Annotated in this window: 26 protein-coding genes and 3 tRNA genes; 18 read left to right on the top strand and 11 right to left on the bottom strand. The window is 71.4% G+C overall.

Features of this window, described 5'->3' with window-relative positions:
* Positions 1–4: 4 nt before the first annotated feature.
* Positions 5–226, bottom strand: a complete 222-nt coding sequence (locus V5P93_RS35560; RefSeq protein ID WP_104481858.1) for a hypothetical protein — start codon at positions 224–226, stop codon at positions 5–7.
* 194 nt (positions 227–420) lie between these two features.
* Between V5P93_RS35560 and V5P93_RS35555 the strand changes: the two genes are divergently transcribed.
* The 3 genes from V5P93_RS35555 to V5P93_RS35545 all read left to right on the top strand — a co-directional run bounded on the left by V5P93_RS35555 (position 421) and on the right by V5P93_RS35545 (position 6,539).
* On the top strand, positions 421–1,749 hold the full coding sequence (locus V5P93_RS35555) for a hypothetical protein (protein WP_104481859.1): 1,329 nt from the start codon (positions 421–423) through the stop codon (positions 1,747–1,749).
* Entirely contained in the window at positions 1,746–2,747 is a 1,002-nt protein-coding gene (locus tag V5P93_RS35550) for a glutamate ABC transporter substrate-binding protein (protein ID WP_104481860.1), read from the top strand. The genes V5P93_RS35555 and V5P93_RS35550 overlap by 4 nt, the downstream gene beginning before the upstream one ends.
* A gap of 1,317 nt (positions 2,748–4,064) precedes the next feature.
* A complete protein-coding gene (locus V5P93_RS35545; RefSeq protein ID WP_374066619.1) occupies positions 4,065–6,539 on the top strand; it encodes a tetratricopeptide repeat protein in 2,475 nt (824 codons plus the stop codon).
* On the opposite strand, the gene V5P93_RS35540 is transcribed toward V5P93_RS35545, so the two are convergent.
* The gene (locus tag V5P93_RS35540; protein ID WP_104481861.1) at positions 6,536–7,744 is read right to left on the bottom strand and encodes a metallophosphoesterase; all 1,209 of its coding nucleotides are present in this window, start codon (positions 7,742–7,744) and stop codon (positions 6,536–6,538) included. The genes V5P93_RS35545 and V5P93_RS35540 overlap by 4 nt on opposite strands.
* Before the next feature lie 263 nt (positions 7,745–8,007).
* On the opposite strand from V5P93_RS35540, the gene V5P93_RS35535 reads away from it, so the two are divergent.
* The gene (locus V5P93_RS35535) at positions 8,008–8,838 is read left to right on the top strand and encodes a helix-turn-helix transcriptional regulator (protein ID WP_146108265.1); all 831 of its coding nucleotides are present in this window, start codon (positions 8,008–8,010) and stop codon (positions 8,836–8,838) included.
* Positions 8,839–8,851: 13 nt separating this feature from the next.
* The gene (locus V5P93_RS35530; RefSeq protein WP_104481863.1) at positions 8,852–9,043 is read left to right on the top strand and encodes a DUF397 domain-containing protein; all 192 of its coding nucleotides are present in this window, start codon (positions 8,852–8,854) and stop codon (positions 9,041–9,043) included.
* 42 nt (positions 9,044–9,085) lie between these two features.
* Here V5P93_RS35530 and V5P93_RS35525 read toward each other — a convergent pair whose 3' ends face one another.
* Complete coding sequence (locus tag V5P93_RS35525; protein ID WP_245931598.1) at positions 9,086–9,664, bottom strand: PaaI family thioesterase; 579 nt, start codon at positions 9,662–9,664, stop codon at positions 9,086–9,088.
* Between the two features lie 127 nt (positions 9,665–9,791).
* Between V5P93_RS35525 and V5P93_RS35520 the strand changes: the two genes are divergently transcribed.
* Positions 9,792–9,959, top strand: coding sequence for a hypothetical protein (locus V5P93_RS35520; RefSeq protein ID WP_181043767.1), 168 nt, complete (start codon positions 9,792–9,794; stop codon positions 9,957–9,959).
* Here the strand turns inward: V5P93_RS35520 and V5P93_RS35515 are convergent.
* Entirely contained in the window at positions 9,919–11,280 is a 1,362-nt protein-coding gene (locus tag V5P93_RS35515) for an MFS transporter (RefSeq protein WP_245931599.1), read from the bottom strand. The genes V5P93_RS35520 and V5P93_RS35515 overlap by 41 nt on opposite strands.
* A gap of 155 nt (positions 11,281–11,435) precedes the next feature.
* Here V5P93_RS35515 and V5P93_RS35510 point away from each other — a divergent pair, with 155 nt between their 5' ends.
* From V5P93_RS35510 to V5P93_RS35485, 6 genes are read left to right on the top strand one after another with little or no spacing between them, the layout of a single operon-like run.
* On the top strand, positions 11,436–11,885 hold the full coding sequence (locus V5P93_RS35510) for a type VII secretion target (protein WP_104481866.1): 450 nt from the start codon (positions 11,436–11,438) through the stop codon (positions 11,883–11,885).
* Position 11,886: 1 nt separating this feature from the next.
* Positions 11,887–13,140: a WXG100 family type VII secretion target gene (locus tag V5P93_RS35505; RefSeq protein WP_104481867.1), complete on the top strand. Its 1,254-nt coding sequence runs from the start codon at positions 11,887–11,889 to the stop codon at positions 13,138–13,140.
* The gene (locus V5P93_RS35500; RefSeq protein ID WP_104481868.1) at positions 13,137–13,412 is read left to right on the top strand and encodes a hypothetical protein; all 276 of its coding nucleotides are present in this window, start codon (positions 13,137–13,139) and stop codon (positions 13,410–13,412) included. The genes V5P93_RS35505 and V5P93_RS35500 overlap by 4 nt, the downstream gene beginning before the upstream one ends.
* Positions 13,409–13,591 carry a hypothetical protein gene (locus tag V5P93_RS35495; RefSeq protein WP_104481869.1) on the top strand — a complete coding sequence of 61 codons (183 nt, stop codon included), beginning with the start codon at positions 13,409–13,411 and terminating at the stop codon, positions 13,589–13,591. The genes V5P93_RS35500 and V5P93_RS35495 overlap by 4 nt, the downstream gene beginning before the upstream one ends.
* Entirely contained in the window at positions 13,588–14,337 is a 750-nt protein-coding gene (locus V5P93_RS35490; protein WP_104481870.1) for a hypothetical protein, read from the top strand. Before V5P93_RS35495 ends, V5P93_RS35490 begins: the two co-directional genes overlap by 4 nt.
* Positions 14,334–14,873, top strand: a complete 540-nt coding sequence (locus V5P93_RS35485) for a hypothetical protein (RefSeq protein WP_104481871.1) — start codon at positions 14,334–14,336, stop codon at positions 14,871–14,873. The genes V5P93_RS35490 and V5P93_RS35485 overlap by 4 nt, the downstream gene beginning before the upstream one ends.
* On the opposite strand, the gene V5P93_RS35480 is transcribed toward V5P93_RS35485, so the two are convergent.
* Positions 14,870–15,676 carry a helix-turn-helix transcriptional regulator gene (locus tag V5P93_RS35480; RefSeq protein ID WP_104481872.1) on the bottom strand — a complete coding sequence of 269 codons (807 nt, stop codon included), beginning with the start codon at positions 15,674–15,676 and terminating at the stop codon, positions 14,870–14,872. The genes V5P93_RS35485 and V5P93_RS35480 overlap by 4 nt on opposite strands.
* Positions 15,677–15,750: 74 nt before the next feature.
* Positions 15,751–16,971 (bottom strand): Ig-like domain-containing protein, encoded by a 1,221-nt coding sequence (locus tag V5P93_RS35475; protein WP_104481873.1) that lies wholly within the window; start codon positions 16,969–16,971, stop codon positions 15,751–15,753.
* A gap of 382 nt (positions 16,972–17,353) precedes the next feature.
* Between V5P93_RS35475 and V5P93_RS35470 the strand changes: the two genes are divergently transcribed.
* Positions 17,354–17,557, top strand: coding sequence for a cold-shock protein (locus V5P93_RS35470; RefSeq protein ID WP_026425160.1), 204 nt, complete (start codon positions 17,354–17,356; stop codon positions 17,555–17,557).
* A 122-nt stretch (positions 17,558–17,679) separates the two neighbouring features.
* On the opposite strand, the gene V5P93_RS35465 is transcribed toward V5P93_RS35470, so the two are convergent.
* The 3 genes from V5P93_RS35465 to V5P93_RS35455 form a co-directional block, all read right to left on the bottom strand.
* The gene (locus V5P93_RS35465) at positions 17,680–18,021 is read right to left on the bottom strand and encodes a hypothetical protein (RefSeq protein ID WP_104481945.1); all 342 of its coding nucleotides are present in this window, start codon (positions 18,019–18,021) and stop codon (positions 17,680–17,682) included.
* A gap of 297 nt (positions 18,022–18,318) precedes the next feature.
* Complete coding sequence (locus V5P93_RS35460) at positions 18,319–18,528, bottom strand: heavy-metal-associated domain-containing protein (RefSeq protein WP_181043768.1); 210 nt, start codon at positions 18,526–18,528, stop codon at positions 18,319–18,321.
* 121 nt (positions 18,529–18,649) lie between these two features.
* A complete protein-coding gene (locus tag V5P93_RS35455) occupies positions 18,650–18,946 on the bottom strand; it encodes a metal-sensitive transcriptional regulator (protein WP_104481874.1) in 297 nt (98 codons plus the stop codon).
* Between the two features lie 237 nt (positions 18,947–19,183).
* Here V5P93_RS35455 and V5P93_RS35450 point away from each other — a divergent pair, with 237 nt between their 5' ends.
* The 4 genes from V5P93_RS35450 (at position 19,184) to V5P93_RS35435 (ending at position 20,443) form a co-directional block, all read left to right on the top strand.
* Positions 19,184–19,429 carry a hypothetical protein gene (locus V5P93_RS35450; protein ID WP_104481875.1) on the top strand — a complete coding sequence of 82 codons (246 nt, stop codon included), beginning with the start codon at positions 19,184–19,186 and terminating at the stop codon, positions 19,427–19,429.
* Between the two features lie 518 nt (positions 19,430–19,947).
* Positions 19,948–20,020: transfer RNA gene (locus tag V5P93_RS35445), tRNA-Glu, on the top strand.
* Between the two features lie 49 nt (positions 20,021–20,069).
* Positions 20,070–20,143 (top strand) — tRNA-Asp (locus tag V5P93_RS35440).
* Between the two features lie 226 nt (positions 20,144–20,369).
* Positions 20,370–20,443: transfer RNA gene (locus V5P93_RS35435), tRNA-Phe, on the top strand.
* A 188-nt stretch (positions 20,444–20,631) separates the two neighbouring features.
* Here V5P93_RS35435 and V5P93_RS35430 read toward each other — a convergent pair.
* On the bottom strand, positions 20,632–21,657 hold the full coding sequence (locus V5P93_RS35430; RefSeq protein ID WP_374065126.1) for a hypothetical protein: 1,026 nt from the start codon (positions 21,655–21,657) through the stop codon (positions 20,632–20,634).
* A complete protein-coding gene (locus V5P93_RS35425) occupies positions 21,627–21,815 on the bottom strand; it encodes a hypothetical protein (protein WP_104481877.1) in 189 nt (62 codons plus the stop codon). The genes V5P93_RS35430 and V5P93_RS35425 overlap by 31 nt, the downstream gene beginning before the upstream one ends.
* Before the next feature lie 1,492 nt (positions 21,816–23,307).
* Here V5P93_RS35425 and V5P93_RS35420 point away from each other — a divergent pair.
* The gene (locus tag V5P93_RS35420) at positions 23,308–24,768 is read left to right on the top strand and encodes a sugar transferase (protein WP_104481878.1); all 1,461 of its coding nucleotides are present in this window, start codon (positions 23,308–23,310) and stop codon (positions 24,766–24,768) included.
* The last annotated feature ends 62 nt before the right edge of the window (positions 24,769–24,830 follow it).

Raw genomic sequence — 24,830 nt, 5'->3', positions numbered from 1 at the left:
CCGGTTACCTGCTGCCCGCCAGCAGTCCGTCGAGGACGCCGCCCTTCACGTCGCCCACGAGGTCGCCGAGTTGCCCCATGCTCATCTGGATCCGCTGACCGTGGTCATCGGTGATCACCACCCGGCGCTCTTCCGGCGCGTCCGGGTCCACCCACAGTTCCGGGCAGCCACAGTCGCACTGTCCGCAGAACGTCGCGATCCGCTGCATGCTGTGCTCACTGTTCATGTGACCACGGTCTCAAACCGGGGTCCCCTGGAACCAGACAGCAACCGAGCGACTACACCGCGCACAAGTGGGACAGTGCTGGTGACCGGCTGTGTCGGACATGGTGGTCCGGTCGAACCTACTCCACTAAGTTCAGGTCCGACCAGGCAGCGGAGGTGGAGGGCGGGCGTGCTCGTGCGGTTGGGGAGAACCCCGTGGTGACGGTCACGCCGGAACGGCCTGCCGACGCCCGGACCGGGCCCGTCGGCCGGGTCACCAGGTCCGCGGTGACGACCCCGGGCAGGCTGTCGCTGGTCGCGGTCGCCCTGCTGCTGGTCACCGCGGTCACCGGCATCGTGGCCGCGCTGACCCTGCAGGCCAAGCGCGACACCCTCGACGACCTGGTCGCGCACCGCGAGCCGCTGGCCGCCGCCGCGCAGCAGATCTTCCGATCGCTCTCCGACGCGGACGCGACCGCGGCCAGCGCCTTCCTCTCCGGTGGCGTCGAGCCCGCCGAGCTGCGCACCCGCTACGAGTTCGACATCGCCCAGGCGGGCAGCGCGCTGGCCAAGGCGTCCACCGACGTCGGCGGCGACCCGCTGGCCAGCGCCCAGGTCGAGGTGCTGAGCCAGCAGCTGCCGGTGTACTCGGGGCTGGTCGAGACCGCCCGGGCCAACAACCGCCAGGGCTTCCCGGCCGGTGCCGCCTACCTGCGCGAGGCGTCCGCGCTGATGCGGTCCAAGCTGCTGCCCGCCGCGGAGAAGCTGTACGAGATCGACTACGACCGGCTGCAGACCGAGCAGGAGTCCGCCCGCTCGGTGCCGTGGGTGGTGATCGCGCTGGTGGTCCTGCTGGTCGCGGCCCTGGTGGCGACCCAGCGCTACCTGACCCGCAAAACCAACCGGCTGCTCAACGTCGGGCTGGTCGTGGCCAGCGCCGCCGTGCTCGTGTCGCTGGTCTGGGGCGCGACCGCGCTGCTGCTGATGTCCGGGCACGTCGCCGACGCCGAGCGCAACGGCTCGCAGCAGGTGGACGTGCTGGTCCAGGCCAGGATCAACTCGCTCAAGTGCCGCGCCGACGAGACGCTGACCCTGGTCGCCCGCGGCGACGGCCCCGGCTACGAGCAGGAGTGGCAGCAGCTGGCCGCGACCCTGGTCGGCGACGGCGAGCAGAACCTGCTGCGCCAGGCCAAGGCCCTGGCCTCCGGCGACGCCGCGACCGGCGAGGTGCAGCAGGCCGTGGACAACGCCGCGGCCTGGGCGGACGCGCACCGCCGGATCCGCGAGCTGGACGAGGGCGGCCAGTACGAGGACGCGGTCAAGACCGCCATCGGCGCCGAGCCGAACAGCTCCGCCACCGCGTTCGGCAAGCTCGACAAGAACCTGCTCACGGCGCTGAACGCGGGCCGCGAGGAGTTCTTCACCAAGACCACCAAGGCGGGCGGGGCGCTGACCGGCCTGGTGCCCGGTGTCGCCGTGCTCGCCCTGGTCGCGGCGGCGGGCATCACCCTGGGCATCCGGGAACGACTGCGGGAGTACCGATGATCACCGGACACCGGGTGCGCGCGCTCGCGGCCGTCGCGCTGGCCGTACCCGCCCTGCTGCTCACCGCCTGCTCGGTCAGCGGCAAGCCCGTCGACCTGGCCACCGTGACCTCCCTGGACCGGCCGCAGCCCGCGGGCGTCGAGGTCAACCCGCCGACGACCACCGGCAGCGCCGCGGCCGTACCGCCGTGCGACCCCGCCGCCAGCCTGCGCCCGGCCGGTCCGCTGCCCGCCCCCGGCGCCATGCCGGGCGGCACGACCATGAAGACCATCCAGGACCGCGGCAGGCTCATCGCGGGCGTCGACCAGAACACCTTCCTGTTCGGCTTCCGCAACCCGACCAGCAACGCGCTGGAGGGCTTCGACATCGACCGCGTGCGCGACGTCGCCGCGGCGATCTTCGGCGACCCGGGCAAGGTGCAGTACAAGGTCATCACCTCCGCCGAGCGCATCGACGCGCTGAAGAAGGGCGAGGTCGACATCGTCGTGCGCACCATGACCGCCACCTGCGCGCGCTGGGTCGACATCAACTTCTCCGCCACCTACTACGTGGCGGGCCAGCGGGTCGTGGTCGACCGCTCGTCCCCGATCACCGGCGTCGACCAGCTCGGCGGCAAGCGGGTGTGCGCCGCCAAGGGCTCGACCTCGATCCAGAAGCTGCGCGAGGCGCCCGCGCCGCCCGAGGTGGTGGCGGTGGACAACTGGTCGGACTGCCTGGTGATGCTGCAGCAGGGCCAGGTCGCGGCCGTGTCGACCGACGACACCATCCTCTCGGGAATGGTCGCCCAGGACCCGAACGTCAAACTGGTGGGACCCCGGTTCACCGAGGAGCCCTACGGCATCGGCATCCCCAAGCAGAACGAGGACATGGTGCGGTTCGTCAACGGCGTGCTGGAGCAGTCGGTCGCGCGCGGCTCGTGGGCGGCCAGCTACGCCAAGTGGCTGGGGCAGGCGGGCGGGCCCGCCGCCGCGCCCCCGGCGGCCAGGTACCGGGACTGAGGTGGCCCCATGACGCACTGGACCCCGCCGCCGGGCGGACCCGACCCGAAGTCGGACGAACCCGAGCTGACCCCGAAGCCCGCCCGCTGGCACTTCGACTCGCCGCCTCCGCCGACGCTGGAGGAAGACGCGGAGCAGGCCCCGGCTCCCGTCGAGCCGCCGGTCGACACGCCGCCGGTGCCCGCTCCTCCGGTGGCCGCGTCTCCGGTGGCCGCGCCCGCTGTGGTCGAGGCCCCGGTGGCCGAGACCCCGGCCGACGCGGTCTCGGCGGCACTGTCCCCTCCGGACGAGGAACCCGCCGCGGACGTGACCCAGGCGGTGACCATCCCCGACGAGGAGCCGCCGCCCGCGCCGCCCCGCCCGAGCCCGGTCCCCCGTGGACCGAAGGGGCCGGGGCTGACCTCGCAGAGCATGCCGGTGGTCCCGGCGAACGGTGGACCGGTGCCGCAGCAGAACTCGCCGTGGGCGCCCAAACCCAAGCCCGCCCCGGAGTCCCCACCCGGGCGGCACGCGCAGGCCACGGGGCAGTTCCCGGTGCCGGGGTGCCCGCAGGGGCCGGGGACGTCGTCCGGCCCGCACCCGCACCCGAACGCGCCGAGGTCGGGCGCGGCTCCCGGGCCGTACCCGCCGCCGCCGGGAACGGGCCAGTTCCCGGTGCCGCCACCGGGGCAGTACCCACCCCCGGGCGTGCGGTCGGGACCGCACCGGGTGCAGCCGCCGGGTGAGCAGCCGCCCCCGGGGTGGCAGCCGAACCCGGGCAGGCCACCGCAGCCGGGCCCTCGCCGTCCGGCAGGCCCGCAGCCCGCCGGGGACCAAGCGCTCGCCGGGCAGGGCGTCGGCCAGCAGGGCGGCACCGGGCAACACCGTCCGGTCGCACCGGGCCAGCACCGCCCAGGGGGACCGGGCGGGCAAGCGACCGGTGACCAGAGCGGGCATCCGTCTGCCGGGCACGGTGTCGGTCAGCAGAACGCGGCAGGCCGGAATGGCCCGGGCGGATCCGGCGGGCCGCAGGGGGCAGGCGACCAGGTACCCGCGAGTCAGCAGGGCGGGCACCCGGCTTTCGGGCATGGCCCAGGCCAGCAGAGCGCGGCTGGGCAGCATCGCCCGGTGGGTTCGGGTGGCCAGGCTGGAGACCAGGCGTCCGCCGGTCAGCCGGGTGGCCCCGGGCAAGGCATCGGGGGCCCGTCGGGTGCGGGGTGGGGAGCCGCCGGTCCGCCGGTCGGTGGGCAGTCGCCGCACGGTGGGCAGCGGCCGGGTGGGGCGCAGGCCACGGGGCAGCACCGGGTGGGTGGGCCGAGCGCGGCACCGACCACGGCCGTGCCGTTCCCGGCCGGTCCGCAGCGACCGGGCCCCGGTGGGCGCCGGTCGGGGCAGCCCGCCGGTGGGCAGCACCGGTCCGGCCCGGGTGGACAGTCCGGTCGGCACGGTGGGCGGGACTCCCAGCCCGTGCGGCCGACCCCGGACAGCCAGGCCACCGCGCAGTTCGCCCCCGTCGAGTACCCACCCGTGGCGCCCCGGCGGCCCGGGGTGTTGCCGGACACCGCGCTCGCGGACGACGAGCCGCAGCCGACCAGCGTGCTCAACGAGACCACGTTGACGCAGAGCATCGTGCCGCCGCGGCCGGAGGACGAGGAGCAGGCCGCCCCCGAGACGCAGCTGCTCACCCGGACCGACAGCGGTCCGAGCACCGGGTCCGGGGCGTTCCCCGGCACCGGCAGGCGGACCGGGTCGCGCTCGTCCGGTCGCGGCCGGTTGGGCGCCGGGCTGGTCGAGGTGCCGGTGGTGCCGATCAAGGACCCGTCCAGCGCCGTGCTGGACAACCCGGTCGTCGCGGAGAACAAGCGGTTCTGCAACAGCTGCGGCGCCGCGGTCGGCCGCGGCGCCAACGGTGCACCGGGCGAGCCCGAGGGCGAGTGCCCGACCTGCGGCCAGGCGTTCAACTTCCGGCCCCGGCTCTTCCGCGACGACCTCGTCGGCGGCCAGTACGAGGTGCTCGGCAGCATCGCCTACGGCGGCCTCGGCTGGATCTACCTGGCCAAGGACCACAACGTCAGCGACCGCTGGGTCGTGCTCAAGGGCATGATCGACACCGGTGACGCCACCTCGATGGCCTCCGTGGTCGCCGAGCGGCGCTTCCTCGCCGAGGTCGAGCACCCGAACGTGGTCAAGATCTACAACTTCGTCGAGCACCCGGACCCCAAGACCGGCTCGATGGTCGGCTACATCGTGATGGAGTACGTCGGCGGCCAGTCGCTGCGCCAGCTCGCCCTCGAGCACCACCGCGAGGCGGGCCGGGCCGAGCCGCTGCCGATCGGGCAGGTGATCGCCTACGGGCTGGAGATGCTGCCCGCGCTCGGCTACCTGCACAGCGTCGACATGCTGTACTGCGACCTCAAGCCGGACAACGTGATCCAGGCGGGCGAGCAGCTCAAGCTCATCGACCTCGGCGCGGTCCGCAAGACCGACGACTACGAGAGCCCGCTGTTCTTCACCGCGGGCTACGCCGCCCCCGAGCTCGCCACCGAGGGCGCCAGCATCGCCTCCGACATCTACACCGTCGGCCGCACCCTGGCCGTGCTCTCCATCGAGTTCGCCGGCTACACCACCCGCTACAAGCACACGCTGCCCGGCCCGGACGTCGAGCCGCTGTTCGCGTTGTTCGGCAGCTACCACCGGGTGCTCAAGCGGGCCACGCACGGCGACCCGGCGCGCCGGTTCACCTCCGCCGAGGAGATGGCCGACCAGCTCACTGGTGTGCTGCGCGAGGTCATGGCGCTGGGCACCAACCGGCCCCGCCCCGGACTGTCCACTGTGTTCGGTCTGGAGGCGCGCACGTTCGGCGCGGGCCTGGTGGTGTCGGACTCGCTGCCCACCCCGGACCCGCTCGAGGTGGCCACGGTGCTGCCGCTGCCGCTGGTCGACACCGACGACCCGGCCGCCGCCGTGCTGGCCAGCATCACCGCGACCGAACCGGCGGAACTGGTCACCGCGCTGCTGGCCGCGCCGCAGGACTCCATCGAGGTCCGGCTGCGGCTGGTGAAGGCCCGGATGGAGCTGGGCGACCTGCGCGCGGCGGCGGCCGAGCTGGACGCGGCCCGCAGGCTGGTCGCCACCCCGGCGGACTGGCGCACCGACTGGTTCCACGGCCTGCTGGCCCTGGCCAACCGCGCGTCCCAGGTCGCGCGGGAGGCCTTCGACCGGGTCTACGACGCGGTCCCGGGCGAGCTGGCGCCGAAGCTGGCGCTCGCGGTCAGCTACGAGCTGGCGGGCGACAACTTCGCCGCCGCCCGCTACTACGAACTGGTCTGGCGCACGGACCGCTCGTTCGTCAGCGCCGCGTTCGGTCTGGCCCGGGTGTACCTGGCGCAGGACGGTCGCGCGGGTGCGATCGAGGTGCTGGAGGCCGTCCCGGACACCTCCAGCCACCACGTCGCCGCCCAGGTCGCGGCCATCAAGATCAAGGCCAGGGCGCACGAGGTGGCCAGGGTCGTCGAGCACGAGCTGCACGACGCGGCCAAGCGCCTGGAACGCCTCGCGCTCGACGCCGAGCGCCGCACCCAGCTGTCGGCGGAAGTGCTGGAAGCCGCGTACGGCTGGGTCAAGGCGGGCAAGCCGGGGGCGAACCCGGCCCACCCGCAGCGCACCGTCCTCGGCTGCGAGCTCTCGGAGCGCGAGCTGCGCTTCGGGTTGGAGCGCTGCTACCGGGCGCTCGCCCGCCTGGCGGGCAGCCCGCAGCAGCGGCACGCGTTGGTGGACAAGGCGAACGCCATCCGCCCCAGGACGCTGACCTAGGCGTCCGGCACCAGCTCGATGACGGAGATGTCCGGTGCGGCGCCCACCCGCACCGGCGGGCCCCAGCTGCCGACGCCGTTGGTGACGTAGAGCCAGGTCTTGTCCACTTTGGACAAGCCGGACACGGCGGGCTGGGAGAGGCGCACCGCGTAGTGGAACGGCCACAGCTGGCCGCCGTGGGTGTGGCCGGACAGCTGGAGGTCGACGCTGTGCTTGGCCGCGTCCTCGACCTGGACCGGTTGATGGGCCAGGAGCACGGTCGGCTTCGAGGTGTCCCTTGTGGACAGCGCGCGGATCATGTTCGGCGCGTCGTCGTACTTGCGGCCGTTGAGGTCGGTGACGCCCGCCAGGGTGAAACCGTTGTCGCCCTGGGTGATCGGGGTGTTGCTGTTGTGCAGGTAGTGCAGGCCGAGGCGTTCCAGCTCGGTGACCCACTGCTGGTGGCCCGAGTAGTACTCGTGGTTCCCGGTCACGAAGTACGTGCCGTGCCGGGAAACCAAGTCCCGCAACGGTTCCGCCGCGTGGCCCAGCTCCGCGACCGTGCCGTCGGCGAGGTCGCCGACCATGGCGACCAGGTCCGGCGCGGTCTCGTTGAGCATCCGGACGACGCGCTCGGTGTGCGCCCGGCCCAGCAGCGGCCCCAGGTGGATGTCGCTGACCACGGCGATCCGGAACCCGCGCAGTTCCTCGGCCAGGCCGGTGATCGGCACCGTCAGCCGCTTCACCTCGGGCGGCCCGAGCGCCGACACGACACCCGCGCCCACGATGGTCGACGCGCCCGCCCCGGCCACGACCGCCGCCGCCCGCGCGACGAACAACCGCCTGCCCAGGTCGACCGGCGCGGGTTCCGGCGCCGGTTCCGGGGCGGGGGCCGCGGCCGGGACCAGCGCCGGTTCCGGCGCGGCGGCGGGTTTGCGCATCCAGCGCCTCAACGCCAGCCGGGGCAGTTCCAGGACCGCCAGGATGAGCAGCAGGTAGAAGAACACCGCGAACCACAGGTAACCCGGCCAGGCGAACCACGCCCCGACCTCGACCCCGACCACCTGCGGCAGCACCAGTCCGGCCACGGTCAGCCCGGCGAGCACGGCCAGCACCACCGTCCCCGCGCGCCGGGCCCGCGGCGTCCGGGTGGTGTCGTGCACGAGCCGACGCCAGAGGTACCAGTGCAGGAGCAGGACGCCGAGCCCCACCACGACCATGAACATGCGCCAAGCCTACGGAGTTTCCGCTGGTCGCCTGCCGGGCCGCCACGGGGCAGTGGGGAGACGCGCGACCCGGCAGGCTGACCCCTCCCGGGCCCCGCCGCTGAGGTGCCCACCACTCGGCGCGGTTGGGAGGGGAACTGTCTCGACCAGTGCGAGACCAGCACGTGGAAATCTACACGGAGATTTCCAGTTGCACGAGCAGGTGGCCCCGTTCGGAGTACGAAGAGATACGGAGAGTCGTCGTATCCGGCAGACTGCCCGGCATGACTTCCTCGGACCCCGGCCCCATCGTCCAACGCATCCTGCTGGGTATCGAGCTGACGACGGTCCGTGATGGACTGGGGATGTCGCAGGCGGAGGCGGCACGTGACCTCGGGTGGTCGGCGGGCAAGCTCTCCAAGATCGAACACGGTGACGCCAAGCTCAGCGACCGCGACCTGGAGCGGGCCGTGGCGGTCTACCGGATCGACGCCGACCACGGCGAGCGGTTGCAGGAGCTGGCGACCGAGGCGCGCCGCAAGCTGCCGCCGAGCCGGGTCCGCGAGTGGGCGGCCAAGTACGTCAACCTGGAGCGCAGCGCGACGCGGTTGGACATGGTCCAGTTCGACATGTTCCCCGGCGCGATGCAGACCGAGGAGTACGCCCGCGCGGTGCTCACCCGCTCGGTGACCATCCCGAGGTCGTCGGTTGATGTGATGGCCCGCGACCGCGCCCGGCGGGCCGACCGGTTCCGCACCGACGAGCGCTGCCGGGTCCGGTTGATCGTCGGCGAGGAGGCCATCCGCAGGCCCGTCGGCGGGCCCGAGGTAATGCGAGCGCAACTAACTTTCCTGCTATCCGTGGCGCAGCTGCCGCACGTGACTGTCCAAGCGCTACCGTTGTCCGGTGGCGCACACGCGTCCGCCGGTGTGGCGTTCACCGTCGTAGAACTGTTGGACGGTCGTGCCCGTTTGGTCTATGTGGAGGGTCTGACCGCAGCGGACTACCTCGTGAGAGAGCACGTTTCCACCTACTCCCTTGCCTTCGAGAGTCTGACCGCCGCGGCGATGAGCCCGGACGCCACCCGGGAGTTGGTGGAAAGTCGACTTGAGTAGGAGATGGACCCGGATGACCGACTTCGACCTTCCGGCCGCTAGGTGGCGGAAGTCGTCGCGCTCCCAGGCGCAGCAGTGCGTTGAGCTCGCTTTCGGCGAAGCCGTGCGGGACAGCAAGAACCCGGACCGGGTGTTGGCGCTGGGGGGTAGCGCTTATCGGTCCTTTTTGGCCGATGTGCGACTGGACCGGTTCCGAACACGGTAAGGGCGATGTGGGTCTGGACCGGTTCCGAACACGGTAAAAGCGCTACGGATTGAGCTCGACCGGTCGCGATCCCAACAGGCTCGGGTCCGCCGCGACCGCGCGCAGGTCGGCTTCCCGGCCGTTGTCCAGGAAGTGCTTGAGCTCCACCACAACGAACAGCGCCCGCGCCCGCACCGCGACCGGACCGTCCGCGCCCAGCCGTCCTTCGGCACTGGCGTAGACCTTCCGGCCCGCGACGCCGTCGAGGTGCGCGTCGATGACCAGTGTGGTGCCGACCGGAACCGGTAGCAGGAAGTCGGTTTCCAACTTCCCCGTGACGGCGGGCTTGCGCAGCAGGTGGCCGACGGTCGTGCCCAGCGCCTCGTCGAAGGCGCACGCGAGGAGGCCGCCGTGGGCCAGTCCCGGCGCGCCCTGGTGCGCCTCGGTGACGGTGAACCGCGAGCGGATGGTGTGCTCACCGCCGACCTTCGCGCGCAGGTGCAACCCGTCGCCCTGCTTGTCCCCGCAGCCGAAGCAGAAGGCGTAGTGCGGCGGCAGGTCGGTGCCGGCGGCGGGGGCGTCCGGGTGGGGCTCGGGCAGCTCGGTCGGGACCGGCGGCCACGGCGCGGGTGTACGGCTCACTACTGAAGAGTAAGCACGCGCCCCGTTGTGGCCGCGCACACGCACCGGTTGTCCACTTGCGCCGCCGTCGTGCCCGGGTGCGCAGGCGGGCGGGTGGGACCCGGTGCCGTCGCGCATGCTCGACGGCGTGACCGAGTCCCACCCGGACGACCTGGCTCCGGACCACCCGCGCGGGCCCGGAGCCGAAGCCGCGCGGCAGGCGGCGCGGGCGCGGCAGGTCGCCGACCTGGCCGCCGCCCTGGCGTGCCTGCTGCTCAGACCGCCGCGTCCGAGGTCGGGCGGGTGCTCCCGGTGACCTCGCGCAGCGACCGGCCCGCGGTCTCCGGCAGCAGGTAGATGGGGACGGCGGCGATCAGCGCGGCGCCCATCAGGTAGTACGCCGGGACCAACTGGTCTCCCGTGCTGTCCACGAGTTTCGTCACGACGTACGGCGCGGTGCCCGCGAACAGCGCCGTGGACAGGTTGTAGCCGATGGCGAACGCGCCGTAGCGCACGGCGGTCGGGAACATCGCGGGCAGCACGGACGGGATGGTGGCCAGCAGGAAGGTCAGCAGCACGCCGATCACCCCCAGGCCGACCGCGAGCGCGACCGGGTTGCCGGTCCCCATCAGCTTGAACGCGGGGATCGGCAGTACCAGGAACCCCGCGCACGAGACGTACAGCAGCGGTTTGCGCCCGATCCGGTCGGTCAGCGCGCCGACCGGCGGGATGATGACCATCATCACCGCGATCACGGCCATGATCGCCAGCAGCGGTGTGCGGCCGGTGAGCCCGAGCGTGCCGGTGAGGTAGGACTCCATGTAGGTCAGCACCACGTAGTCGGCGATGTTGAGCAGCACGATGTAGCCGATCAGGTGCAGGATCGACCGCCACTGCGTGCGCAGCACCGCGCCCAGCGGCGAGGACTCCAGCTTCTCCTCCGCCGCGGCCTCCAGGAACAGCGGTGTGTCCTCCAGCCGCGTCCGCAAGTAGAGACCGACCAGTCCGAGCGGGCCCGCGACCAGGAACGGGATCCGCCAGCCCCAGTCGGCCATCGCCGCGTCGCCCACGGCGATCGTGGTCAGGGTCACCACACCCGCGCCGAGCAGGAAGCCGCCCAGCGAGCCGAACTCCAGCCAGCTGCCGAGGAAGCCGCGCCTGCGGTCCGGGGCGTACTCGGCCATGAACGTCGCCGCCCCGCCGTACTCGCCGCCCGCGGAGAAGCCCTGGACCAACCGGGCCAGCAGGACCAGGACCGGCGCCAGCAGGCCCACCGCGGCGTGCGACGGGAACAACCCGATCGCGAAGGTCGAACCGGACATCAGGATGATCGTGGTGGCCAGCACCTTGCGCCGTCCCACGCGGTCGCCGAGCGGGCCGAAGACGAACCCGCCGAACGGGCGGGCGATGAACGCCACCGCGAGCACCGCGAAGGTGCCCAGGACGTTCTCGGTCGGGGTCTGCGCGTCGAAGAACACGGCGCCGAGGACCGCGGGCATGAACCCGAAGACGCCGAAGTCGTACCACTCGATGCAGTTGCCCATGGCCGAGGCGGCCACAGCGCGCTTGATGGTGGGGTCGGTGTGGTTGTCGGCAAGCTTTGGGGAGTCGCGGGTATCGGTCGCCGATTCACTCATTTGTGGAGGGTAACGTCATCTTTTCACCGACGCCTACGGTCAGGAGTTGTCCACGTGAGCGGGTGAGGTGCCCGGTTGTGCACAACGATCGGGGTAGGGGTAGAACCATGAGTCACCGTGGGTCACCCTGGTAGGCGACGGAGCGGAGAGGGAACATGACGCGCGTTCGCACCATGCAGCAGGTCGAGCAGTTGGCCAAGAGCCGACAGGTCCAGGACCGGGCGTATGTGGACTCGGACGTGCGTGCCGATCCACAGGGTGACTTCCGGCTCACGGGTACCGGTATGGACGGCATGGAGGTCGACTACGCGGCCCTGTCCCAGGCGTACTCGCAGCTGGGGGACCTGCACGCCGAACTGGCCAAGCAGCGCGACCTGGCGGCCGAGTTGGAGCAGCCCATGGGCGACGGCTCGGGACCGGTCGCCGCGCGCATGGCGCAGGCGTTCGGCGTCCGCGCGGACGCCGAGGGCGGTGTCCGCGCGGTGCTCGAGAAGTACCTCACCGAGCTGGCGGACGTGCGCGAGTCGATCCGGGCCACGCTCGCCGACTACGAGACCGTGGACAACGCGGCCAAGGACGCCTTGAACCGCGCGGGGAGGATCTGACGTGGTGGACCGCCGCTACAGCCAGAACCGCAGACACGAGTTCTTCACCGACAACCACGACCCCGGCGCGAGCGCCGCTCGGAAGATCGAGGCCAACCGGCAGGCCCGCGCGGAGAACCTGGCCGCCGGGTTCGAGCAGATCAACTGGAACGCCTACGAACACCGCGTGCTCTACGACATGGTGATGGCGGCCGACCCGAACCGCATGGACCAGCAGGCCCAGCGGTGGAGCGAGCTGGCCAAGCGGATCGATGGCACCACCAGCGACGTGCGCGACATCCTGCAGGGCACGTTGGGTTCCTGGCGCGGGCCCGCCGCCGTGCGCGCCGCCGAGGCCAACACCCGGCTCGCCCAGTGGGCGGGCGAGGCCGCGCACAAGGCAGGCCAGGTCGGCGAGGGGCTGTCCAACTACACCGAAGCGGTGTCCTACGCGCAGCGGAACATGCCAGAGCCGGTGTTCTCCTACGGCGAGGCCTGGTTCATGCGGGGCTACGACGTCAAGATCACCGACGGGCCCAGCGGCGCGGTCTTCCTCAAGCAGCTCAGCGACGACCACCAGGGCACGGTGGTCGAGCGCGAGGCGGCCAAGGCCAGGGCCGTCGAGGTGATGCGCGAGTACGCGAGCAGCAGCCAGCAGGTGCACGACCGGTTGCCCGAGTTCTCCTCGGGGCCCACCACGACCCGGCCCGGCGCGCCCGTCACCTTCAGGGAAACCCCGACCGCCCCCACGGAGAAGACCCCTGGGGGCGACGACCCGAGGCCCCCACGTCCGCCGGTGATCATCATCGACGGCCCGCCTCGGGATCCCGATGACGACCCGCACGACCCGTACGATCCGCCCTACCCGCCGCCCGGCGACGGCACGAGCACGTCCGGCACGCCGGGGTACGTGCCCGGGACCAACCAGCCGACCACGAACTACCCCGGCACCAACTACGGCCCCGGCGGTTCGGGTGGCGGCTACGCCTCTGGCGGTTACGGCGTGGGCGGTGGCTTCGGCCCCGGCTCGGGCGCGGGCCAGCGCGGCGGCGGGGCTCTGTCCGGTAGCGGCATGGCCGCGCGCGGTTCGGCGGCTTTCGCGGCCGAGGCGATGGCGGGCCGCAACGGCGCCGCGGGCAACTCGTCCCTGTACCCGCCGATGGGCGGCGCGGGCGCGAACCGCGAAGAGGACGAGGAGCACAAGAACAAGTACGACGACGGCCTCGACCTCTTCGACGACCTGCCCCCGGCGTACCCGTCGGTCTTCGGCGCGTGACCGGCTACACCGCCGACCCCGGTGAACTGGCCGCGGCGGCCACCGTCCTCAGCTGGACGGTGGCCGACCTCGAAGCCGTGCGCCTCACCACCACCCCGGCGACCGGTCCGGCCCGGCTCGCCCAGGCGATCACCGAGTACACAGTGGACACCGAGGCGGCGGTCACCGCCGCGCACGCGGCGCTGACCCGCGTCGCCACCGACCTGACCCACCTCGGCCGCGCCTACGCCGACGTGGACGCCGACGCCGCGAACCGGTTCCACTCGCGGTGAGCGCCTACCCGGGCCTCGACCCCACCCCCGGCGACCGGGGCGTGATGATGTTCGCGGTCGCCGAGTACCGGGCAGTCGCGCCGCGGCGGGTCGAGTCGGCCACGGTCAGGTGGATCGGTCCCGCCTTCGACATCCGCCCCGCCGCGCTGCTGCTCGCGTCGGACAGGAGCGGGCGGTGAGCGGTTACCCCGGACTCGGCTTCGACCCGACCCCTGGCGACCCGGACGCGGTGATGTCCGTGGTCGCCGAGTACCGGGCCGCGGCAGCCGCGCTGGCCGCGGTCGGGCCGGACCTGCGGCGGGTCGAGTCGGCCACGGACGGGTGGACCGGCCCCGCCGCCGACGCCTTCGCCGGGCGCGTCGACGCGGTACCCGCCGACCTCGACACCCGGTCGGCGAACCTGCGCCGGGCCGCCGACCTGCTCACCACCTGGGCGCAGACCCTGGCGGCGGGCAAGCGCGCCGCCGACGACCTGGAGCGCGCGGCGACGCGGCTGCGCGACCGGATCAGCGACGCCACCGACGACCTCCACGCCCGCCGCACCGAACTCGACCTCGCCGCCACCCCGGTCGCCGCCGCCAAGGCGGGCATGGACCACGCGGCGGCCGAGGCCGAGCTGACCGCGCTGCGCGACCGGCTGGCGGACGTGGTCCGCCGGGCCCGGGTCCTCGCCGCCGACCACGAACGCGCGGCGGACGAGGTGGCCGACGCGCTGCGCCCAGCACACCGCGCCAAGTCCCCCACCTCGTCGATCGCCGCCCTGCTCGACCGGGTGTCCACGACCTCCGCCGCCCTGGGGGGCCTGGTCCTGTCGTCCGGACCGCCCACCCGGTCCACAGGCGCGGCAGGCACCTTCGCCGCCGCCGTGGCCACCGGTGCCGGGGGCGGCGGTCCGGTGATCGAGGTCGTGGAGCGGGCCAGGTGAAGCTCGCGGGCGTCGACGGGATCGTGCCCGTCTCGCTGTGCTCGGTCGACGACACCGCCGCCGAGCTGGCCGCGCTGATGGTCGCCCGGCGCGGGCCCGAGTCCGCGCACGACCCCGGGGTCGGGCAGGCCGCGCGGGAAGCCGCCGAACTCGCGCACGCCGAGGGCGCCGGGCTCGTCGCCGTCGCCACCCACCCCGACGCCGACCCGGCCGTGCTCGTCGCCGTGGTCTCCACCTCCGACCAGCCCCACGGCTCCACCACCGCCGACGCCCTGCGCCGCCACCTCGCCGCGGCCGGGCCGGACATCCTGGACGTCACGGAGTCCCGCACCGAGCGGGGCCACCCCGTCGTCATCGCCGAACGCCTGGCCGCCGCCGACACCGGTCGCGCCCCCGGCTGCCAGCTCCAGGCGATCGTGATCGAGCCCGACGGCCGCCGCCTCGCCGTGTTCACGCTGCACTCGACCACCGGCCGCGGCTGGCTGGAACTTGCCGTCCTGCTGGGGAAACTCGTCTCGTCGGTGGACTTCGGCTAGGTGGTGAGCACCCGCTCGCGGAACTCGCGGGGCGTCGCGCCGACGGCCTTGCGGAAGGTGCGGGAGAAGTGGGCGGCGTTGGCGAAGCCGCACTGGCGGGAGATCTCGCCGATGCCGCGCACGGCCTGTGCCGGGTCGGCGAGCAGCTCCTTGGCCCGCTCGACGCGCATGGCCCGGATCCGGCCGGACACGCCGTCGCCGTCGTCGAAGAGCTGGTAGAGCCTACGCCGGGAGATGAACAGGGCGTCGGCGATGCGCGCCGCAGTCAGCGCCGGGTCGGCCAGGTGGTCGCGGATGAAGTCGACCGCGGCCCGGCGGCGGGTGGCGATCGCGTCCGCGCGGTCCAGTTCCGTGCGCAGCGCGCTGCGCAGCACCAGCTCCACCAGGCCGATCACGTACGCGCGGGCGCCGTGCGGGTCGACCGCGTCACCGGCGGCCAGCAGGTGCGCCACCGACGACGCGACCAGCGCCTGCACCCCGCGCGCCAGCGGCACCGGCTGGAACAGCAGCGGCCGCAGCTCGGCGAACCCCACCGACAACTTGCTCGTCGCCACGCTCAGCAGGACCGCGCCGGGCTGGTGCTCGCCGCCGCGCACCCGCAGCGCGCACTCGCCGAAGCTCAACGACACCCCGCCCGGGGGGAGCTTGGGGAGCGCGGCGCGCAGCAGGACCTGCAGCTGGTCCGGGTCCGACCGCACCCGTCCGCCGCGCAGCACCGCGTCCATCGCCTGCCGGGCCGCGGCCGCGCCCGACGCGCGGACCACCAGGTACCCGGCCGCGGGCTCCGCGCTGTCCACGGCCATCAACCTTACGTGCCCCGAAACGCCACCGGGGGTGGCCTCCACTGGGGAAGCCACCCTCGGGTCCCGCCCGGCGGTCAGTTCGAGGTGGCCGACATCGACGTCCACTTGTCCCAGGACACGGCCCAGTCGTAGTAGTCGCCGTCGGCCGAGCTGAGCTGCTGGTTGCTGCCGGTGATCTCCACCGGGTCGCCCGGCAGCACCGAGTCGTAGTAGATCTTCGCGTTGGCGGGCGAGAGGTTGATGCAGCCGTGCGAGACGTTGCGCTTGCCCTGCTGCGGGATGGAGTTCGCGTAGCCGTGCACGAACTCGCCGTTGTTCGAGATGCGGACGGCCCAGGGCACCATCACGTTCTCGTAGTTGTACTTCGGGTTGGTCATGCCGTAGGTGGCGTGCTTGCTCATGACCACGTGCGTGCCGCTCTTGGTGACCCGGCCCGGGTCGGACTCCAGGCCCATCGACGCCGGGAAGTCCTGGGTCTGCGTGCCGTCGGTGATCACGACCATGCGGTGGGTCTGGGTGTCGGCGCGCACGATCTGCGAGCGGCCGATGGTGAACGACGAGGTGATGTCGTCGCTGCCGTAGGTGCCGCCGCCGAGGTCCACCCCGTAGATGCCGACCGTGACCCGGACGGTGGTACCGGGCTTGTAGTACTCCTTCGGCCGCCAGTGCGCGGTGCGGTCGTCCAGCCAGGCCCAGGCGCCTTCGGTCTCCGGCGTGGTGGCCACCTTCATCGCCTTCTGCGCGGCGACCCTGTCCTTGACCGGGGCGTCGAACGCGACCGCGATCGGCATCGCGATGCCGTAGGTCTTGCCGTCGCCGGTGTTCAGGCTCGCGCCCATCTGCCGCTTCGGCTTGACCGTGGTGAACGAGCCGTTGAGCTGCTTGGTCGCGCCGTCGGCGCCGACCGCGCTGCCCGCCCAGGTGTAGGTCTTGCCGTAGCCGAGGTGCTCGGTGACCGTCCAGGTGGACTTGTCCGCGGCCAGCTCCCCCTTGACCTGCTTGCCCTCCGCGTTGGTCAGCGTGACCGCCTGCAGCGCGCCGTCGGTGACCGCCATGGTGATCGGCCCGGCCGGGCTGGCGTCCTTGGCGTCGACCGCGGGCGTGGCGACCAGCTTGGCCTCCTGGCTGCGCGGCGCCTCGGCGGTCTTCCCGCCGCCGCCACCGCCACTCGCGCTCGTCGCCGCCGCCGTCTCACCGGAGGTGCAGCCGCTCAGCGCGAGCACCGCGACCAACCCGGCGCCGAGCAGTGCCACCGGGTACACCCGCCGCCGTCCCCCGAACCCGCGCCTGATCATCTGCGTTTCCTTCCCCCACAAGCCATCCGACACCCATAACGACGCTGTGGCGCATCGGGACGTTGGCCACGTACTTTGTGACTCATGTCACGTTCGCTGGATTTCGCGAGGATTCCGGAGAGCGATGCGGCCACTCCGGAGCGTACCTGAGGAGATCACCCGCTTGGGCTAGCCGAGCGCCCGTCAGGCAGTAGTGCGGCCAGGGGCGAGCCGATACGCTTTCGGTTGCAGGCCGTGGTTTCTGTGTTCGTGCTTTTATTCACGCTCGCGGAACGACGACGCGGGCGCGCTGCTTTTCCGCTGCAGTGGGCGGAAGTATCGCCCGAGGGGCGGCCCGGGGTTGCACGGTGCAACCCCATGCTCCTGCGATGGAGGCAGGTTTATGGCACAGGGCACTGTCAAGTGGTTCAACTCCGAGAAGGGCTTCGGCTTTATCGCGCAGGACAACGGCGGCGCCGATGTCTTCGTGCACTACTCGGAGATTCAGAGCAAGGGCTTCCGCACCCTTGAGGAGAACCAGCGGGTCGAGTTCGAGGTCGGGCAGGGCACCAAGGGCCCGCAGGCGACGAACGTCGTCCCGCTGTAAAAGCCGTACAACGCCAGTGAGCCCCGGCCACGCCTGGCCGGGGCTCACTGGTGCGGATGTGGTGGGCTGCGGGCGCCGGGAAAGCCGCGCGGGAACGCGACGGCGCTTTCGGCGTCGGTGGGTCAGGAACGCTGCAACTGCTGGGCTTCCCATTCCAGCCGCTGCATGATCCATTCCTGGGCCAGGGCCATCGGGGAGGTCTGGCGGTACGCGGCCAGTTCGCGCAGCTGCTCGGTGGCCGCGAGGGACAGCCGGAGCTGGAAGACCTCGGCGCTGCCGAAGCGGCGGCCGGGAGCGGTGGTCTCGTTGTCGACGTCCGGGGCCAGGGCGGCCAGGTAGGACACGAGCTCGTCGTCGGGCACGGCTTCCTCGGCCTGCTCGCGACCGACGGTGCGGTGGCGCCCCGTGTTGGTGCCGACCGCCTTCAGGTCGGTGCGGCTGCGTCCAAAAGAGGGAAAAGGCACCGGGACACGATAACGGTTCGGCCACGCCGTCGCGACCGATGTGATCGCGCTCATAGCAACCTGATCGCCCGCACCGCGCCGACCTGCGGAAATGGAGAGGCCCCCGCGCCAGGGGGAGGAACGCGGGGGCCGGAGGGGATCTCCACAGGCGCTGACCGGGGGTGTGTCAGCCCGTCGATTGTTGCACGCGCACGCGTCTCGCGGGAGAGCCTGCGGCGGAAAACTTGTCGGTAATGTTCACCTGATGTTCGTCTTGCCCTGTGGCCTTCCCACCGCTATGAGCAGCGCGAACGCCGCTCAGCCCGCCAGCACGTAGCCCGCCTCCGTGACGGCGGCGGCCACGTCCGCGCGGTCCAGGCTGTCCGAACTGGTCACGGTGACCGCGCCGGAGGCCAGGTCGACCGCGACGTCGGAGACGCCGGTGATGCCGGAGAGCTCCTCGGTCACCGAGGCGGCGCAGTGGCCGCAGGTCATGCCCGAGATGGTGTAGACGGTCTGCAGGGACACGGGTCTTCCTCTCGTGGGGTGCTCGCCTCGTCCTGGGTGGGGACTTGACGTAGTGCTGTTGTCTACCGGGTGCCGTTCTCCCGGGCGCTGCTGCCAACCGGTTCACCGGTTGCCACGGCCACTACGACTTGACCAGTCGCGCGATCGCCTCGGCCGCCTCGCGGACCTTCGCCGCGGCCGCCTCGTCGCTGGTGCGCGCGGCGTCGACCACGCAGTGCGCCATGTGCTCCTCCAGCAGCTCCAGGGCGAAGGCCTGCAGGGCCTTGGTCGCCGCGGAGACCTGCGTGAGCACGTCGATGCAGTACGAGTCCTCGTCGACCATCCGCTGCAGCCCGCGCACCTGGCCCTCCACGCGGCGTAATCTGCGCTGGTGGGCGTCCTTCTTGGCGCTGTACGCGGGTCCCGGGGTGTGCGACATACCGGCGATGATACCCCTACGGGGTAAGAGTTCGGCGTGCGGACGGTGTCGATCACCCGCGCGGCCGTCCGAACGGGTGAGCGCATGATCGGTGAACTCCTGGCAATCCCGACTCCCGGATCGGAAAACCGATCACGCACGGCTACTGAGCGTGGGGTGCGTTTCACTCTGCGGGGGGCTGTGTGCGCGGGGACTTGTCTCATAGCCTCACGCCAAACAAAAGCCGGGGAGGCAGCCATGAGCGGTTCACTCGAGGTGCGCAGTTTCCTTCTCCAGCAAGACAGTCTTGGGGGGTCCGGCCCGTTCTCGACCGGCGTGCCCGCACCCCGGTCCGGGGAAAGCTCCCGGGTCTCCGACGAGCAGGTCCGCCGCGCCCGCCTTGCGGTCGCGATGGGCGCGCAGTCCGCTGAGGACTGTCGCGAACTGCTCGAGATGCTCGGTCTGATCGATGGTGAGGACGGGATTCCCGCTGTCCGGAGGTGATCGGGGCACGACCATCCGATGTTGACCGAACCGGTCGCGCCGGGTGATCCACCGCCAGGTCCCGCCGCCGGACGCAATCCTGCGCGCAGACTTCGAAGATCATTTCCACCGGCCTGGGGGCAGGGCGGGACAATCGAAGGCGAACGGATTCCCAGCAGACCGGGAAAACAACCGAAAATGGGAAGCGCTGCGATCCCCGCCCGGTGCCGCGGGAAGGGATCGCAGCGCTTTTTCGCGGCCGGGTAATCACCCCCGAAAAGCGGCCCGCGGCAGCCGCGGACGGGCCCGCCCCGGCACCCGTCGGGCCCGCCGGGGGACCGGCCGGGCCGAGATCGACACCCGACGGCCGCGGCGGACGGCGTTTTCGCAGGTGGGGACCCATGTGGGTAACCCGTTTTGGAAGACCCAGGGGGTGTGCCCTAAGCTATCGTTGCTCCCAGGGAAGCGGACGGGCCCCAGCGGTCCCAAGCGGAACCGGGAAGCGCGGTCGATCGGTTCGCCCGGAATTGGTTGGTCGGGCTCCCATCGTCTAGCGGCCTAGGACTCCGCCCTTTCAAGGCGGCAGCGCGGGTTCGAATCCCGTTGGGAGCACGGAAGTACCATGTAGTACGGTTGGACCGGCAAGACGAGCAGTACGCAAGGCCCTGTGGCGCAGTTGGTTAGCGCGTCGCCCTGTCACGGCGAAGGTCGCGGGTTCGAGTCCCGTCAGGGTCGCGAGTTTCCTGGGTGTCCCATGTCTGCGGAGAGCGCAGACATGGGAAACTCTCGGAAGCTTCTGGGGGGCGAACCCCCAGACCCCCACGGTGCGAGCTTCACCGGAACCAGCGTGGATACGCTGGTAGGTGACCAGCACGGATGGGGGTTTTGTGTAGGTGGGGGCGGATGGTTCCCCGGACTGTGGTGTGTAAGTTGTAAGTGCGATGTTGGTTGTGTGTGACTTGGCCAGGTAGCTCAGTTGGTACGAGCGACCGCCTGAAAAGCGGTAGGTCGGCGGTTCGACCCCGCCCCTGGCCACGTGCTCGGGCGACCCGTGCCTGCGGAAAGTGCAGGCCGGGTCGCCCGTTTTCGTTTCTGGGGGGCGACCCCCCAGACCCCCACGGTGCGGCTGGTGGCCGAACCAGCGTGGCTGGGGTGCTCCCGTGTTCCTCTTGCGTGTTCCTCTTGCCTTGTTCTTCCTCTTCTTGCCCTGGGTGCGGGGTGGGTTACTTGCGGGGGCAGTAGATGAGTTCGGGGGTGGGGGTGGGGAGGGGGGTGGGGCAGGTCCAGGTGGTGGTGAGTTTGGTTTGGGCGTCTTGGGGGAGGGCGCTGGGGGTGAACCAGGAGGGTTGCCAGACGAGGTAGTGGATGTTGGGGTCGTCCAGGCAAGCCAGGGCTTCGCGGTAGCTCTCCAGGGTGGCGGCTTTGGGGAGGTAGGTGCTGCGCTGGAGGAAGACCGGGGAGGGGTAGGTGCAGGTGGTGGGGTTGTTCAGGAGGTAGTCCAGGTCGCCGAAGGCCAGGTACATGACTTGGGTGTCCGGGCCGATGAGGGTGTGGGCTTCGGCCATGTTCGCTAGCCGGGTTTGGGTTGTGGTTACTCGCTCGGTGTTGGTGTAGGCGGAATGGACGTTGCTGTAGGAGTAGGGGCTTTGCGGCCAGGTGGGGACTGCCAGGGCGGCAGTGGCGGCTACCGAGGCGACGACGGTGGCGGTGGGTGGGCGGAGGCTGGTGCGGCGTAGGCCGGTGCGGGCTACTGCGGTCAGGGCGGTGGCGGCCAAGACCAGTAGGGCTGCGACCAGGAAGACCTCTTTGGCGTGGGCCAGGCGCCAGGGGAGGGGTGGGGCGACCGCTAGTGGGGTCGCGATGCCGAGGATGGCTGTGGTGGTCACCAGGGTCCAGGGGAGTCGGCCGTAGTGGGCGTGCCATCTGGTGACGGCTAGGGACCAAGTGGTCGCGGCGAGGATGGCCAGGGCGACGATGTGGTACTGGAACCACTGGGCTTGGGCGGCCAGGCCTGCGAGGAGAGTGGCCACGGCCAAGAGGGGGAAGGCGATCCAGGCCGTGGCGCTGCGGCGGGTGGGGGCGGTTTTGGCCAGGGCTACCAGGGCTATGGGTAGGGCGGCGATGATCGGGCCGAGTAGGGCCTCGTTGGCGGTGGTCAGGGCCAGGGCGCGCAGCTCGTCGGTGCCGAAGTGGCCGGTGGTGATCGGGTTGGGTGGGTTCAGGTAGGGGAGTTCGAACAGCAGCGCCATTCGCGGGGTTCGATCAGTACCGAGAGACCGAACAGTCCGGCTCCGATGGGGATCGCCGCGGCCAGGGTCCACCAGGCTCGGCGCCAGGAGAGGGCGGCGATGGCGGCGAAGGTGACGATCGCGGTGGGGGCGGTCGCGAACTTCACCAGGACGACCAAGGCCAGGAATGTGCCGCCTACCAGGGCGGCTGGGAGTGTTCGGCGGAATGACAGCGCGCCTGCGACGGCGCCGACGGCGGCCAGGGCGGCTGTCCACTCCGGTTGTAGGAAGCCCCAGTTGGGTGCGAGGGCCAGGGCTACGCAGGCTGCCGCGGCTACGGCGTTTGGCCTGGGTGCGTGGGAGGTGTGCGCGTAGCGCTTTGGCCAGCCACCAGCAGAGGGCCGCGGTGATGAGCAGGACGATGGCGCGTATCGCGCCCTCGTGTAGCCGGAGGCCTTCGGGGGACGCGGTGTCCAGGCCTGACATCAGCAGGCGGTAGGCCAAGGGGCGGTGGATGAAGGTTTCCGCGGCCGACAGGCCGCCTGCGCCTGCCACCCCGCAGGCCGCCCAGTACGTAGCGGACGTCGTGGTTGAGGCCGGTCCACGCCACGGTCAGCCCTACCGGTACGGCGACGACCAGTGCGACCACCCAGGTGGCCCACCGGCCACTCTTCTGTGGCGGCTCTTCCGGCGAATCGGTCACTGCTAGCACGCGCGAATGGTGGCATGACCTGTTCGTGGGACACCTATACAGACAACAAAGTGGCTTTGCGTACCACTGTGGTCACGGTTGGCGGCGTGTGGAGCGAGCTGGTTCGAGGTTCACCGGTGACCTCGCCTACACGGGGTCGTTGGGGTGGGGACGAGGGTGTTGCGCCGTCCGGCCCCGGCGACTGGTCCGGTGGCGCGCATCCGCCACCTCTCTCGGCCGTCCAGAGGAGGCTCCGCCCGGCGGCACGGGCGTTGGTAGAGGTGGTCGAAGTTGATGTGTGAGGCGAGACACAGATAGGTGATGCATATACATGCCGTGATATGGAACGCCCGCCCCGGCTCGCGGGTCATACCACCCTGCGTGATCTATGCCCGGAGATGCATATCAGGTGAAGTTCCGCTGGTCGGACGCCATAAATTGGGTATTGGTGGATATCTTCCGCCGCTCCCGGCGCAATCCCGATGGCTCCGTACGGGGGCAGGCGAGCGCCGCCTGATGTGACAGTCTGGTGGGCTCACCGGCGCTGTGATCTAGCCCGCGCTCACTGAATACGGTGACTAGCCGGCCTTAAGTTATACGCTCTGTCACCTGGCCCGCCCGTCGAGCCGGACCGTCCACAGTGTGCGCCGCACCAGGTGTCACCAGCGCGGTCGGCCTTGGGTTGGTCACGTCTGTGCATCATCGAGAGTTACCCAGTGTGTACTCGGTTGCCTTCACACCGTCGTGGTCTCCGAGTGGGTTACATAGGAACTAACCCTCCGTGTAACGAGCCCGGGTAACCAAGCGAATGAGCTATCGCAGCCAGGGTCCGACCGCCGCAGCTCGGGAGTTGGCTCAGCACCACTTTTGTCCACGGCGAGGGCACTCGGGGACGGCCCGTGACCGTGCATGCCCAATCCACCCGAACCGGGGGATACACGATGCGTGACCAAGTTGGCCTGCCGCGCCGGAGAACGACCATGTGGCCCGCGCCCGCAGGTGTCCGTCGCCTGCCCGCGGGTGAGCCGTCGTTCCCGCCGGTCGCGGGGTGGGAGCCGCGCTACCGCACCGGGGTGCTGCTCTCGGACCTGATCTCCGTGCTGTTCGGCGTCCTGGTCGTCGGCGGTTTCGTCGCGAACCGGGTGGACCCGTCCAGCCCGCTCGTCACCCCGACCGGCATCGTCACCTTCGGCGTGCTGGTCGCCTCCCTGATGGTTTTCCGGGTGTGGAATCTCGCAGTGCTCGGTCAGGGCGCCGAGGAGTTCCGCCGGTTAGGCCGCGCGTTCGTGGCGGCGGCGGTGGTGCTGGCGCTGGGCGGGCTGCTGTTCGACATCACCCGCATCCGCCCCTGGGTGTTCGTGGTCGTGCCCGCGACCGCGCTGCTGGTCTTCCCGATGCGCTACGTGCTGCGCCAGCTGCTGCACCGCGCTCGCCGCGAGGGCCGCTGCCTGCTGCCGGTGATGGCCGCGGGCAACCTGGACACCGTCCGCGACCTCATCACCCGCACCCGCGGCGCCGCGCACCTGGGCTGGCGCGTGGACGCGGTGTGCACCACCGACGGCCTCGGCGAGGGCGTCACCGAGATCGACGGCATCCCGGTGGTCGGGCAGCTGCGCGACCTGGCCACCCACGCCCGCCGCGGCGGGTACCGGATCGTCGCGGTCACCCCGGACGCCTACTGGACGCCCAAGCGCCTGCAGCAGCTGGCGTGGAAGCTCGAGGGCTCCGGTGCCGAGATGGTCGTCGCGCCGGTGCTGATGGAGGTGGCCGGGCCCCGGCTGCACGTCGACGCCGTGCTCGGCATGCCGCTGCTGCGGGTCTCCGCGCCCTCGTTCACCGGTGTGCGCCGCGTGGTCAAGGACGTCTTCGACAAGGTCGGCGCCGCCATCCTGCTGACCCTGCTGGCCCCGGTCATGATCGCGGTCTCGATCGCCATCGCGGTCGACAACCGCGGACCGGTGTTCTACAAGCAGCGCCGCGTGGGCAAGGACGGCCGCGAGTTCACCATCGTCAAGTTCCGCACGATGGTGGTCGACGCGCACAAGATGGTCAACCAGCTCGCCGAGCAGAACGAGGGCCACGGCCTGCTGTTCAAGATGCGCAAGGACCCGCGCGTCACCCGGGTGGGTGCGATTCTGCGCCGCTACTCGATCGATGAGCTGCCGCAGCTGTTCAACGTGATCGCGGGCCCGATGTCGCTGGTCGGCCCCCGGCCGCCGCTGCCCGAGGAGAGCGCCCGCTACGCCCCGGACGTGCGCCGCCGCCTGCTGGTCAAGCCCGGCCTCACCGGCCTGTGGCAGGTCAGCGGCCGCAGCGACCTCCCGTGGGAGGAAGCGGTCCGGCTCGACCTGCGCTACGTCGAGGACTGGTCGCTCGCGCTCGACGCGGTCATCCTGTGGAAGACGTTCCGCGCGGTGTTCACCGGTCAGGGCGCGTACTAGGCGCGTTCTGCTTCTGGGGGGAAGCAATCGAAACCCCCGGATCGGCGCAGGGGCCGGCCCGG

This window comes from Actinokineospora auranticolor, assembly GCF_041897805.1.
Taxonomy (GTDB): domain Bacteria; phylum Actinomycetota; class Actinomycetes; order Mycobacteriales; family Pseudonocardiaceae; genus Actinokineospora; species Actinokineospora auranticolor.
Note: the sequence above shows the minus strand (reverse complement) of the source record. Positions and strands in the feature narration are given on the sequence as shown.

Bases quoted from the DNA above. Each gene is read 5' to 3' on its own strand.
- V5P93_RS35560 (WP_104481858.1), bottom strand. From the start codon at position 226: ATGAACAGTGAGCACAGCATGCAGCGGATCGCGACGTTCTGCGGACAG.
- V5P93_RS35550 (WP_104481860.1), top strand. From the start codon at position 1,746: ATGATCACCGGACACCGGGTGCGCGCGCTCGCGGCCGTCGCGCTGGCC.
- V5P93_RS35540 (WP_104481861.1), bottom strand. From the start codon at position 7,744: ATGTTCATGGTCGTGGTGGGGCTCGGCGTCCTGCTCCTGCACTGGTAC.
- V5P93_RS35535 (WP_146108265.1), top strand. From the start codon at position 8,008: ATGACTTCCTCGGACCCCGGCCCCATCGTCCAACGCATCCTGCTGGGT.
- V5P93_RS35530 (WP_104481863.1), top strand. From the start codon at position 8,852: ATGACCGACTTCGACCTTCCGGCCGCTAGGTGGCGGAAGTCGTCGCGC.
- V5P93_RS35515 (WP_245931599.1), bottom strand. From the start codon at position 11,280: ATGAGTGAATCGGCGACCGATACCCGCGACTCCCCAAAGCTTGCCGAC.
- V5P93_RS35510 (WP_104481866.1), top strand. From the start codon at position 11,436: ATGACGCGCGTTCGCACCATGCAGCAGGTCGAGCAGTTGGCCAAGAGC.
- V5P93_RS35480 (WP_104481872.1), bottom strand. From the start codon at position 15,676: ATGGCCGTGGACAGCGCGGAGCCCGCGGCCGGGTACCTGGTGGTCCGC.
- V5P93_RS35475 (WP_104481873.1), bottom strand. From the start codon at position 16,971: ATGATCAGGCGCGGGTTCGGGGGACGGCGGCGGGTGTACCCGGTGGCA.
- V5P93_RS35470 (WP_026425160.1), top strand. From the start codon at position 17,354: ATGGCACAGGGCACTGTCAAGTGGTTCAACTCCGAGAAGGGCTTCGGC.
- V5P93_RS35455 (WP_104481874.1), bottom strand. From the start codon at position 18,946: ATGTCGCACACCCCGGGACCCGCGTACAGCGCCAAGAAGGACGCCCAC.
- V5P93_RS35450 (WP_104481875.1), top strand. From the start codon at position 19,184: ATGAGCGGTTCACTCGAGGTGCGCAGTTTCCTTCTCCAGCAAGACAGT.
- V5P93_RS35430 (WP_374065126.1), bottom strand. From the start codon at position 21,657: ATGGCGCTGCTGTTCGAACTCCCCTACCTGAACCCACCCAACCCGATC.
- V5P93_RS35420 (WP_104481878.1), top strand. From the start codon at position 23,308: ATGTGGCCCGCGCCCGCAGGTGTCCGTCGCCTGCCCGCGGGTGAGCCG.